The sequence below is a fragment of the Paenibacillus elgii NBRC 100335 genome (assembly GCF_004000865.1).
Taxonomy (GTDB): domain Bacteria; phylum Bacillota; class Bacilli; order Paenibacillales; family NBRC-103111; genus Paenibacillus_G; species Paenibacillus_G elgii.
Map to the genome: position 1 here is coordinate 127,810 of NZ_BIMB01000015.1, position 11,881 is coordinate 139,690.

12 protein-coding genes and 1 pseudogene are annotated in these 11,881 nt (G+C 58.5%); 12 read left to right on the plus strand and 1 reads right to left on the minus strand.

Translation table 11 applies throughout. The features are described 5' to 3' along the window. Window positions 1–128: 128 nt before the first annotated feature. The 10 genes from PEL01S_RS13950 (at window position 129) to PEL01S_RS13990 (ending at window position 10,509) form a co-directional block, all read left to right on the plus strand. Window positions 129–1,019 (plus strand): SMP-30/gluconolactonase/LRE family protein, encoded by an 891-nt coding sequence (locus tag PEL01S_RS13950; protein WP_127460710.1) that lies wholly within the window; start codon window positions 129–131, stop codon window positions 1,017–1,019. After that, entirely contained in the window at window positions 1,009–1,677 is a 669-nt protein-coding gene (locus PEL01S_RS13955; protein WP_371860702.1) for a serine/threonine protein kinase, read from the plus strand. The genes PEL01S_RS13950 and PEL01S_RS13955 overlap by 11 nt, the downstream gene beginning before the upstream one ends. A gap of 121 nt (window positions 1,678–1,798) precedes the next feature. After that, window positions 1,799–2,572 carry a sporulation protein gene (locus PEL01S_RS13960; protein WP_127460711.1) on the plus strand — a complete coding sequence of 258 codons (774 nt, stop codon included), beginning with the start codon at window positions 1,799–1,801 and terminating at the stop codon, window positions 2,570–2,572. 137 nt (window positions 2,573–2,709) lie between these two features. Then, complete coding sequence (locus tag PEL01S_RS13965) at window positions 2,710–5,064, plus strand: PAS domain S-box protein (protein WP_127460712.1); 2,355 nt, start codon at window positions 2,710–2,712, stop codon at window positions 5,062–5,064. A gap of 95 nt (window positions 5,065–5,159) precedes the next feature. After that, window positions 5,160–5,600 carry a Dps family protein gene (locus PEL01S_RS13970; RefSeq protein WP_063181110.1) on the plus strand — a complete coding sequence of 147 codons (441 nt, stop codon included), beginning with the start codon at window positions 5,160–5,162 and terminating at the stop codon, window positions 5,598–5,600. Window positions 5,601–5,792: 192 nt separating this feature from the next. After that, the gene (locus tag PEL01S_RS13975) at window positions 5,793–6,071 is read left to right on the plus strand and encodes a hypothetical protein (protein ID WP_063181112.1); all 279 of its coding nucleotides are present in this window, start codon (window positions 5,793–5,795) and stop codon (window positions 6,069–6,071) included. Between the two features lie 74 nt (window positions 6,072–6,145). Then, the gene (locus PEL01S_RS34915; protein WP_163768720.1) at window positions 6,146–6,271 is read left to right on the plus strand and encodes a PQQ-dependent sugar dehydrogenase; all 126 of its coding nucleotides are present in this window, start codon (window positions 6,146–6,148) and stop codon (window positions 6,269–6,271) included. 205 nt (window positions 6,272–6,476) lie between these two features. Further along, the gene (locus PEL01S_RS13980; protein ID WP_127460713.1) at window positions 6,477–7,676 is read left to right on the plus strand and encodes a class I SAM-dependent methyltransferase; all 1,200 of its coding nucleotides are present in this window, start codon (window positions 6,477–6,479) and stop codon (window positions 7,674–7,676) included. Window positions 7,677–7,888: 212 nt separating this feature from the next. Beyond that, window positions 7,889–9,871 (plus strand): methyl-accepting chemotaxis protein, encoded by a 1,983-nt coding sequence (locus PEL01S_RS13985; RefSeq protein ID WP_127460714.1) that lies wholly within the window; start codon window positions 7,889–7,891, stop codon window positions 9,869–9,871. Window positions 9,872–9,978: 107 nt separating this feature from the next. Beyond that, on the plus strand, window positions 9,979–10,509 hold the full coding sequence (locus PEL01S_RS13990) for a DNA-deoxyinosine glycosylase (protein WP_127460715.1): 531 nt from the start codon (window positions 9,979–9,981) through the stop codon (window positions 10,507–10,509). Window positions 10,510–10,527: 18 nt separating this feature from the next. Here the strand turns inward: PEL01S_RS13990 and PEL01S_RS34495 are convergent, their stop codons facing one another. After that, complete coding sequence (locus PEL01S_RS34495; RefSeq protein WP_010500181.1) at window positions 10,528–10,677, minus strand: hypothetical protein; 150 nt, start codon at window positions 10,675–10,677, stop codon at window positions 10,528–10,530. A 141-nt stretch (window positions 10,678–10,818) separates the two neighbouring features. Here PEL01S_RS34495 and PEL01S_RS13995 point away from each other — a divergent pair, with 141 nt between their 5' ends. Beyond that, the gene (locus PEL01S_RS13995; protein ID WP_127460716.1) at window positions 10,819–11,352 is read left to right on the plus strand and encodes a hypothetical protein; all 534 of its coding nucleotides are present in this window, start codon (window positions 10,819–10,821) and stop codon (window positions 11,350–11,352) included. 117 nt (window positions 11,353–11,469) lie between these two features. Continuing rightward, window positions 11,470–11,881, plus strand: a pseudogene (locus PEL01S_RS14000) (hypothetical protein); the annotation flags it as partial.

The window sequence follows — 11,881 nt, forward strand, 5'->3', positions numbered from 1 at the left end:
GGTCTTTTTTTGGCTCGATGCAGCGTGAATCCTGTCTGGTGCCCCCTTCGCTTTTGGCTTTTCCTTTATGCTACAATGGAAGCATATGGTGCGTGCTTCCGTGCACGTGAGGAAGAGGAGGGCTGCAAATGGAACCGTGGCAGCTAACGGCGGAATTAATTTTGGACGGGAAAGCGGTGCTGGGCGAAGGGCCGGTATGGGATTACCGCAGCGGCCGGCTGCTGTGGGTCGATATCGAGGGAATGCGGATTCATCACTATGATCCGGTGCAAGGAACGGACCGTTCGATTCAGCTTGACCAGCGGGTCGGGGCTGCGGTGCCGAGAGCGGAGGGCAACGGTTTGGTACTCGCGCTGGAGCATGGCTTTCATCTGCTCGATCTGGCGACGGAACAACTGACGAAGCTTACCGACCCGGAGGCGGGGCAGCCGGAAAACCGGTTCAACGACGGCAAGTGCGACGAAGCCGGACGTTTCTGGGCGGGAACGATGAACCGCAAGAGCAATGGCCCGACGGGCGCGCTGTATTGTCTGGAGCCTAACGGGTCGCTGCGGAAGGCGATCGATGGCGTGATCTGCTCCAACGGACTCGGCTGGAGCCCCGACGGGCGCACGATGTATTACATCGACTCGCCTACCAAGCAGGTCGTCGCCTTCGACTACGACCCGGCAGCAGGAGCGATCTCGAATCGGCGCACGGTCGTCACGATTCCGGAAGGTGAGGGCATTCCCGACGGCATGACCGTCGATTGCGACGGGATGCTGTGGGTTGCCCAGTGGGGCGGCTGGCGGGTATCCCGTTGGAATCCGCAGACCGGCGAAAGGCTCGGCTTCGTCCGCGTCCCGGCTGCGCAGACGACCTCCTGCGCGTTCGGCGGTCCGGACTGGGACGAGCTGTACATTACAACGGCCCGGACCGGGCTAAGCGAGGAACAGCTGGCGCAGCAGCCGCATGCCGGCGGCTTGTTCCGCGTCAAGCCGGGCGTGAAGGGCAGTCCGGCTTGCTTTTATGGCGGATAATCATCGGATTATGGTAGACGATGGCGTTTGGGGTGAGCGTCACCCGTTCATTGCGCAGATCGAGCGCCGCCTGCTGCCGGAGCTGCGCATCAAGAGCGAGCAGCCGCACGATCCGATCGCCGTATACCGCGTACCTGTCCCTTGGCGGTTGGTGGGTGCGGGCAACTATGCGGCGGTTGTCGCGCACCCGGATTTCCCGGAGGTTGTGGTGAAGGTGTATGCGCCGGGCCGGCCGGGGCTGGAAGAGGAGGCCGAGGTGTACCGCCGTCTGGGGCGGCATCCGGCCTATTCGGAGTGCCTGTACTATGGCGACGGCTACCTGGTGCTCCGGCGGTTGAACGGCATCACGCTGTACGATTGCATCCGGAAGGGCATCCCGATCCCCCGGCAGGTGATCGACGATATTGACGAAGCGCTTGCCTATGCGGTAAGTAAAGGGCTTCGCCCGCACGACGTTCACGGCAAAAACGTCATGATGCGGGACGGCCGGGGCGTCGTGGTCGACGTGTCGGATTTTTTGAAGCCGGAGCCGTGCGGGATGTGGGACGATCTGAAGAAAGCGTACGACCGGTTTTACCTTCCGCCTTTGCGGCGCGTCCCGATTCCCGGCTTCGTGCTGAATGCGGTGCGGAAAGGCTACCGTTTGCTCAAAAGATAAAGATTTAATCAAGCTTCGCCGGCATGGCGTTCCGGGCGAAACCGCCCGGCACTGCGCCGCGTATTGAAACCGCAGAGCTACAGACAAACTGTGGCGTACAACAGGCAGGAGGCAAAAGGCGATGTCCATGTTTAAGAAAGTGCTTGCAAGTGTAGGAATCGGTTCGGCGAAGGTGGATACGAGGCTGGATCATCCGCGGGTTTCACCGGGAGAGTCGATTAGCGGAGTCATACATATTCATGGCGGTCAATTGGATCAGCAGATCGAAAGCATCTATATGTATTTGAAGACGGAGTACTTGAAGGAAGAAAACGATAAGAAAACGACCCATACCGCGGAGATCGCCAAGTACCACATCACCGACGGCTTCCTGCTGCGGCAGGGCGAGGGCCGGGAGGTCGCATTTACGCTGGCGATCCCGGAGAACGCTCCGCTGTCGCTGCAAAGCACGCCGGTCTGGCTGGAAACGGGACTCGATATCGACATGGCGATTGATCCCAGAGATCGGGACCAGATCGACATCGTTGCCGGCCCGAACGTGGCTACCGTGATGGAGGCGCTGAGTGAGCTCGGCTTCCGTCTGCGTGAAGTTTCCAACGACTACTCGCCAAACTTGGGCGGGGACCTGCCGTTCGTGCAGGAGTTCGAGTACGTCCCGACGACGAATTTCCACGGCGCGCTTGAAGAGTTGGAAGTGCTCTACTTCCCGAGAGGAGACGATCTGGAGCTGTTTCTGCAGATCGACCGCCGCGCCCGGGGCTTTAAGGGAAAACTCGAAGAACAACTAGGGCTGGACGAAAGCCTCGTCCGCTTGACCATCCCGGGCAGCGAGCTGCGCCGGGGCTCGACCATTGTTGCAGGGCAGCTGCATGACCTCATTTCACGTTATATTTAAGCGAATACTTGACCAGGAAGTCCGTTCCCTCGGGAAACGGGCTTCTTTTTTTCATAGCGGCAAGCAGGAGAAGAATGTACGGCTAGCGAAAAATGTAAGGATATAGGATAATAACCGGACCCTAGGAGAGTATACATATGGCTGAACCGCAAGTAAATATACTGATTGTCGACGATCGGCCGGAACATTTGCTCGCTATGTCTTCCATACTGCAATCTCCCGATTATCGCATCGCCACCGCCAATTCCGGAGAGGAAGCGCTGCGGCAAGTGATGCAGGATTCCTTCGCCTTGATTCTGATGGATATTGAAATGCCGGGAATGAACGGCTTTGAAACCGTTCGCATGCTGAAATCGCAAGAGCGGTACAGGTCGATTCCCGTGATCTTCGTTACGGCGCTCAGTCAAGCGACGGAGCATATGGTACGGGGGTATGAAATCGGTGCGATCGATTTTATATTCAAGCCGGTGCAGCCGGTTATTTTAAAAGTAAAGGTCAAGCAGTTCGCAGGCATCTACCGGGACCGGGAGCAGCTCAAGGCGCAAAAGGAGCTGATCACCCGGCGCACGATCGACCTGGAGCAGGCGCATGCCCGGCTTCTGGACAATACGGACAAGCTTCGACGGATGGAAGCGATGGCTCGGGCCATCAGCGAGACGTCGACCGATGCTTTCTTGACCGTCGACGCGGAGGGAACGATTTTGTCGGCCAATCCTGCTGTCCGGCCGCTGTTCAGGTACGGCCCGGAGGAGCTGATCGGGAAGCCCGTGTGGCTGGTCGTGCCGTACACCGAGCGGCTGTTCGTCTCGGGGGAAAGCGGCTCCCTGCTGCCGGATTGCGGCACGAGGGAGGCGACGGACGTTACGGCCGTGCGCCGCAGCGGCGGGACGTTCCCTGCCGAGCTGCAGATCGGAAGCGCCTGTATCGGCGACCGGCCGATTTACGTCTGCGCGGTTCGCGACGTGACCGAGCGTAAAATGCAGTATATCCGCATGGAGCAAGCCGTAGAGCAGCGCACGTATGCGCTGCGCGAAGCCAACGGAAGGCTTCAGGCGGAAATCCGGCGCCGGCATCAGGTCACCGAGCAGCTGTTGCGGTCGTATGACCGGATCAACGATATTTTGGAGAGCATCACGGACGCGTTTTATGCGCTTGACCACGACGGGGCGATCGTCTACATGAACCGCTCGGCCGAGCAGCGTCTTCGTATCGTGAAGGAGCAGGCGCTGGGCCGGCCATTCTGGGATTATGCGCCGGTGGAACGCTCGAAGTGCTACGATCTGTTTCTGCGCGCAGCCTTGGAGCAAGCGCCGCAGCGGGCGGAGTTTTATTCGAATCTGACAGACAGCTGGGTCGAGGTGCGTGCTTTCCCGTCGTCGCTCGGCATCAGCTTATATATTCAGGACACGAACGAGCGGCGGCGCATGGAGCAGGATGCCCGGGAATCGCAGGAGCGGTTTTATACGATTTTTCAGGCGACGCCTTGTTTGATGGCGATTCAATCGTTAAGCGACCGGACGTATCTCGACGTCAACGAGAGCTGGATGAAGCATACGGGATACACGTATGAAGAAATGACGTCGGGAGCCGCCGATCTGCAGATGACGCTCGTCTCGGACGAAGGGCTGGTTGAGACGGCCCCCGTAGATTTCGCCGATACGGTGACGGATGTGAAGGTACAGTATGTGACCAAAGCGGGCGAGCGGCGGACGGGGCTGTTGTCCACGGAGATCATTGAGACGCCGGATGTGCCTTGCGTGCTGGCGGTCATTACGGATATTACGGACCGGGTGGCGCTGGAGAGGGAGATTGCGCGGCTGGACCGGCTGCATATGATCGGGGAGATGGCGGCAGGCATCGCGCATGAAATCCGCAATCCGATGACGACCGTCCGCGGCTTTCTCCAACTGATGCGTGCGAAGAAAACCCTTCCGCCCAAGGACATTATCGATGTGATGGTGGAGGAGCTGAACCGGGCCAACGGGATTATCAGCGAGTTTTTGGCACTGGCCAAAAACAAGACCACCGACCGCCGCCCGCAAAATCTGGCTGCGGTGATCGAGGCCATCGGTCCGCTCATTCAAGCGGAGGCGACGCTGGCCGATAAGCAGCTTCACCTGCGGCTCGAATCGTGTCCCGAGCTGGAGCTCGACGAGAAGGAGATCCGGCAGATGGTATTGAATCTCGCGCTGAACGGGCTCGAAGCGATGGACGCCGGAGGTCGGCTCGAAATCGCCACCTACACGGAAGAATCGGAGGTCGTGCTGGAGGTCAGCGACCAGGGTCACGGCATGGACAAGGACGTGCTGGCCAAGGTCGGGACGCCGTTCTTTACGACGAAGGAGCGGGGGACGGGACTCGGTCTCGCAGTCTGCTTCAGTATCGCCGCCCGGCACGGAGCCAAGCTGACGTGGCAGACCGGACCGGAGGGCACGGCATTCTATGTCCGGTTTCCGATACCGACTGAGCCCGCCGCCGCGAACGACCCTTAGCCGATTCCATCGGCACGATGTATAAAAGCGGCTTCAGATTTTCATATTAATTAGGGATAAGCTGGAAAAGAACACGATCCAAGGAGGAACGACCCATGTCCAAAAGCTTAACGGAAGTGTTGAACACCCAGATTGCGAACTGGAGCCTGCTGTTCATCAAGCTCCATAACTACCATTGGTATGTGAAGGGTCCGCAATTTTTTACCCTGCATGCGAAATTCGAAGAGCTGTATAACGAGGCGGCCCTTCATGTGGACAATTTGGCCGAGCGGCTGCTGGCGCTCAAAGGACAACCGGTCGCGACCATGAAAGAAATTTTGGGGAAAACGACCCTGCACGAAGCTTCCGGCAGCGAGAATGCCGAGCAGATGGTCCGCTCCATCGCCAACGACTTCGGAACGCTGATCGGGGAGCTGAAGGAAGGGATGGCGATTGCCGAAGCGGCGGACGACGAGACGACCGGTGACATGCTGCTCGCGATCCACAGCGAGCTGGAGAAGCACGTTTGGATGCTGGAATCGTTTTTGGGAAAATAGCGTCCCGGACCAGGGGCATGGCGACTTGCGGTGGCGCAGGAAGCCATGCCTTTTTTTGTAAATACTAGTCTGATTGCACACTGCCGTTGTGTAATCGTCGCTTCGACGGGGAGGCTTGTCGCATATACTGTAGAGCGGAACCCAATCGGCAGACCGCTAGCGGCGCTGCCCAGCAAAGGAGTGACAAAAACAATGAACGCGAATCCGTATAAAGACGGGGAACGGTTAACGAAGGTTGAAACCCGGCTCGAGAATATTGAAGTCGCCGTCACGCGCATGGAAGAAAAGCTGGACAAATGGCATGGGAACTATATATCCCGTGTTGAAATGAACGAGCTGCTTCGTTCCCGTGACGAACGCATCGAACGAATCGAACAAGAGCGGTTGGCCAACAAGCAGCTCTACCCCGGCTGGATCAATATCCTCATTGCTTTTGCCGCATTGCTTGTCGCGTGGTTCCACAATAAATAAGCAGCAGGGATGAAAAAATGGCTCGGACAGGTCGCTTTTCCTTGCGCTGTTTGGGTATAATGGGATGAAAAGGGATGGAGGCTCCGGCCCCTCGCAGCACCAGGATTGGCCGCGCCGCGGGAATCGATTTGGCGCCGGATGGCCGAATTTTCTTCACCGAGCGCGGTGGTGCGCTGTGCGTCATCGACAAGGAAAGCTGATTGAGGAGCCGGTGTTTCAAGGGAACGGCAGTTTGTACAAGCAGGGGGGAAGCGGGACTGCTTGGCTTTGCGCTCGATCCGCATTTTGCACGCAACGGCTATATGGATGCCTATCATATTTACGGCAGAAGGATGGCGACAAGGTCATCCGGTTTATACCGGAATTTTAAATCATGAACTAACGGATTGGAGAACGTGAAGCGGGATGCAAGAGCAGGAATTGACGGAATTGACGAGCCGATTGTTTCAGGAAGGGACGCTGATCCAAGCGACGCTGAGCCAGGTGCGGCGCAGCGACCCGGACGGCTGCACGAAGGTGACGGTGAAGCCCGTGCAGCTCAAGGGGACTTTGCACTATCAATTCAGCTCCTTCTGCGGGCCGAAGGTGCTGCATGACAATTTGGCGCCGGAAGCGGCGGAGGCGAAGTTGAACATGCTGCTTGCCGAGCAGTTCCGGCAGGGACTGCTGCAGACGGGCGAAGCGGACTATCAGGTGCTGATCAGCAAAAAAGGCAAGATCGGCATCCTCCGCAAGCCGGCGACCAAGCAAGCGGTAGGCGGAGCGCCTGCCCATAACCGGAAAAAGAACTACATGCTGGAGGAAGGCGTTCCCGTTCCTTTTCTGATCGAGCTCGGAATTATGAACGCCCAGGGGAAGGTGCTGGCCCCCAAATACGACAAGTTCCGCCAAATCAACCGGTTTGTCGAAATGATCGCCGATATTTTGCCGCATTTGCCGAAGGACCGGACGCTCACCATCGTCGATTTCGGCTGCGGCAAATCGTATTTGACGTTTGCGATGTATCATTTTCTAAAGGAGATGCAGGGCTTCGACCTGCGCGTCGTCGGCCTCGATCTCAAGGAGGACGTGATCCGGCACTGCAGCGCGCTTGCGGAGAAGCTCGGCTATGACGGGCTGCGGTTCCTTGTCGGCGACATCGCCAAGTATGACGAGCTGCGGCAGGTCGACATGGTCGTGACGCTGCATGCTTGCGATACGGCGACCGATGCGGCACTGGAGAAGGCGGTTCGCTGGGACGCTTCGGTCATCTTGTCCGTGCCTTGCTGCCAGCATGAGCTGTTCCGGCAGGTACGCAGCGACGTGCTCGGCCCGCTGCTGCAGCACGGTATTTTGAAGGAGCGGTTTTCCGCGCTGGCCACGGATGCGATCCGGGCGAAGCTGCTCGAACTGGTCGGCTACAAGACGCAACTGCTTGAATTCATCGATCTGGAGCATACGCCGAAAAATATTTTAATCCGGGCGGTTCGCAGCATTCAGCCGCCGAAACCCGCCGAACGGGCCAAGCTGGCGGAAGAGTACCAAGAATTCCGGAATTTCCTGCAGGCGGAGCCTTATTTGGAACGGGCGCTGCAGGACAAGCTGGACCCGTGGTCGACATCGTAAATTTCAACAAGAGAGGAAGTCCCATGACATAAGACGGGACTTGCTCTCTTTTTTTGTCCATTTCCGTGCATTTGTCCTAAATTTCGACAAAACTTCTTCGGTTTTTGTGAAACTTTTCACCTAGCTTCCGTAGTACAATGGATGTTAATGTTCATTTGGAACACTAATCCATCCACGAATTGGAAATATGAAGAACCCGAGGTGCAAGTAACATGAGAAATCCACTTCATTCGTTAACGGGCCGATTTATGGTGTACAGCAGCCTGGTGCTCCTGCTCTTAATGGGTGTGGTGTTCGCTTATCAAAGCAGCATCATTCGCAGTCACGCGGAAGCTTCGTTGTTCGACAAAGGACGGACGATGGCCATATCGTTATCCAAAAGCTTGCAGAGCCTGACCGAGTCGGATCTGCGTACCGGAGTGACGCTGCAAGACGGCACGAAGCTATCCGGAGCGGAGCTGCGGACCCGGTTGTTCGACGACCGGCTGGAGCCGATCGCCGCGAGCCGCGAGGAAGCGGAGAAGCGGTCGAAGGATAAGGAATACGCTTCGGCAAAGCAGAAACGATTCGACGGTCAAGACATTCCGCTCGCGCAATACGAGCTGAAATACACCAGCGCTTACGGCGCTTATACGGACGAGCGGTGGCAGTCGATGGTCGACGGATTTTTGACCGATCCGCAGATCGTGTTCGCCATTCCGATCGCCTACTCGGCGAATCCGGAAGCGGTCGGCTTCATCGCGACACACAACAGCGGCTACAGCCCGCAAGGCGACTCTTCGAAGGACCGCTGGGGAGCGGAAGGGCAGCTGAGCCAGAAATACCGGGCCAATCGCGTTTTCAACGACCCGACGGGCTATGCGGCTGCGACGTACAAGGACACTTCCGACGTGCTGCTGCAAAAATACCCGCGAAGCGTGGAAGGACGGGTCGTCGAGACGTGGGACATGTCTTACCCTCTATATTTCGAGGGTAAGCATTGGGGGGCGGTTCGCGTTGCGCTCAATAAAGAAAAATCGGACGCGCTGATCGCGCAGCAGCAGCTCACGGTCGCCGCAGAGCTTCTGATCGTGCTGCTTGTTGTGCTTGGCCTGCTGTTCGTGCTGTCGAAGTTTTCCGTCGCCCGCAAGCTTCAGGCGGTGCTGGATGCGACGGCCAATCTAAACTCGCAGGAAGCGGATTTGACCTACCGCCTTGCCGTAAAAGGCAAGGACGAGATGGGGAGGCTTTCCGGGGAGATCAACCGGTTTATCGCCCACTTGCAGCAAATGATGAAGGGGATGCATGCCCTTTCCCTTCGGGTAACGGACGGCTCGCACCAGCTCGCGGCGCATGCCGCGCAGTCCCGTGAAGCCTCGGAGGTAATTGCGCATACGCTGGACGAACTGGCGTCGGGCGCCGAAAGCCAAGCCGTCAGCGCCGAGGAAAGCGCCAAGGCGATGGAGGAGATGGCAGCCGGCATTCAGCGCATCGCCGAGGCATCGGCCCACGTTACGGAGGCGTCGCTCGCGATGGTGCAGGAGGCTGAAGCGGGCAACCGCACTTCGGTTGGAGCCATAGAGCAGATGGGGACGGTGGGCCAGTCGGCGCAGCAGGTCGGCCAAGCGATCAGGGAGCTGGAAGGCCGCATGCAGTCGATACAGGAGATGGCCGGGGCCATATCCGGCATTGCATCCCAGACAGGCCTGCTCGCGTTGAACGCGGCTATCGAAGCGGCCCGGGCCGGAGAGCACGGCCGGGGCTTTGCGGTCGTCGCTGGCGAGGTACGCAAATTGGCCGAGCAGTCCGAGGCGTCGGCGCAGCGCATTCAAGAGCAGATCGAAGACATACAGGCTTCGATGGCTTCGGCGGTAGCGGCGATGGCAAAGGGCGGCCAAGAGGTAGAGAAAGGCGTCGGGGAAGTCGGGCAGGCCGGCGCGGCATTCGAGCGGATCTTGGCGATGGCGCAGGGCATCACGGCGCAAATCCAGGAGATATCGGCCGCCTCCGAGCAGCTGTCCGCAGGCACCGAGGAGGTGACGGCCGGCATTGAGGAGATGGCCCGTATCGCAGGCAGCGCTTCGGAGCAGACGCTGCGGGCGGCCGCTTCCTCCGCCGGTCAGCTCGACCTTGCAGGCCAGGCGTCGGGGGAAGCCGAACAGCTTCGTCAGGCGGCGGACGAACTTCAGCAAACCGCAGGACGGTTCAAAGTATAACCGCGTCCTGCGGTTTTTCTTTTGGCTTCGCTGCGTGTCTGGACGGCGCGGCTGTGCTACAATGAGGCTGCTTGGGTGTGAATCGAATCAACGGGAGGCGATGCATCGTGGCAGCAGACAAGGAACGTCCCCGCTTGACCGGCTTGGCGCCGGTCGCGGATGAGCGCTGCCGGCTGTTGATTCTCGGATCGATGCCGGGGGAGGCGTCCTTGCGGGCGCAGCAGTATTACGGCCATCCGCGCAACGGCTTTTGGCCGCTTCTCTACGCGCTGCTGGACGGCGGGGAGCCGGCTGCGGCATACGAGGAGCGGCTCCGCTTTGCGCTATCCCGCGGCGTAGCGCTGTGGGACGTGCTCGCGGCGTGCGAGCGCGAAGGCAGTCTCGACACGGCGATCCGCCGTCCGGAGGCCAACGGCTTCGCGCGGTTCTACGCGGCGTATCCGGGCATCCGTCATGTCTTCTTCAACGGCAGCACGGCGGCGGATCTGTACCGCAGACAGGTCATGAAGGAGGCCGCGGACGACGGCAAGAGCTATACGCTGCTGCCGTCGTCGAGTCCGGCGCGGGCGATGTCGCAAGCGGCCAAGCTGGAAGCTTGGCAGCCTGTGCGGAAGGCTTGGCTTGCCGTACGCGGCTAGTGGCCCGGGGGTGACGGATTACTCCTTCTCCTTCTGGTCGGCTCCGATCTGATTGACCGTCGTTTTCACTTGATTGAGCGTATCGTTCACGAATTCCATATCTTGATTTTCAGCTTCCATCGAAGCCGTGCTTTCGTAATTGCCATCGTGCTTTTTATTTTCCGACATGCTGTTTCCTCCTTTCAGGATAAGCTTAAATATTGTCAGTTCCTGCTTAACGTGCGCAGCCTGCCCGGAAAATATTCTCTTTTTCCAAAAGGCATACTAGACGAAATATCATTTGTGCAAACGACGAGAGGAGGATGCCGGATGGCAAGACAGACGAGCCAAGTTCCGTTCGGGTACGAGCTGCCGAATGGGCGTGATACGAAACGCGGAAGCTTGTGGATTTATGATGCGTTCGAGGATTATACGGAGCAGGAGCTTGTACGTATCCTTGCGCTGGCAAGCGAGCGCAGCATCGCCAAGGCGGTATTTTACCCGCTGCACGAGGAGACGGTCCGGCGCATGGAGAAACGTCGTTCCGTAGCTCCCTATCACCGGAGGGTTGAGGCGCTGGAGACGCTGCTTGCCGCTTCGGATACGAAGGTCGATTATGTCGTCGAATCGTTCGAGGGCAAGCGCAAAAAGTATACTCCGGCGGACACTGCCTTCCGATTTTTGGAAGAAAAATATGCCGCTCCCCATTTCGTTTGGGTGACCAAGACGACAGCCGAGCTGCTCGCAGGCTACGAATCGTTCGAGACGTGGATCAAAAAGATCCGCTGGTTCGTGAGCGGGGAGGGAGGTCCGGTCACACATCCCCGGCTGCAAGCCTATGCCCACCGTTGGGACTCGGTCTGAAGGCCTAGTTCGGTCCGCATCCCCTGAAAATGGCATAAAAGCCCGAACCCTATAGCGGACTCTGTTCGGAAACCACGGGCGGAAGCTTTCGATGCCTGTCACAGGGGGAGAGAAACGATGGGGAAACTAAAAAAAACGGTCGTGTGGGTGATTGCTGCCGCGCTATTGGGCGGATTGATTTATGGCATCACTTGGGCGGGCGATGCGCCCGTATCGGCTGAAATATCGACAGAAGCCAAAGGGCGGTTCGTCGGCTTGACGGACGGCAATAAACAAATCAAAGTGTCTTACGACGGAACGGAAAAAACTTACCCGCTGACTGCGGACGTATGGGTATACCGCAATTTGCAAAAAGCGGTGATCACGGATTTGAAGCCGGGCGATTCACTGGAAATCATACTGAACAGCAAAAATCAAGCCGCCTACATTAAGGCAGCGGCGCCCGAACAAGCTGCTGCGCCGCAAAGCCCGGCCCCGCCGGCCACCGAGCCGAACGCGGCGGCGGCACAAGGCTCCGGCGCATCGCCAG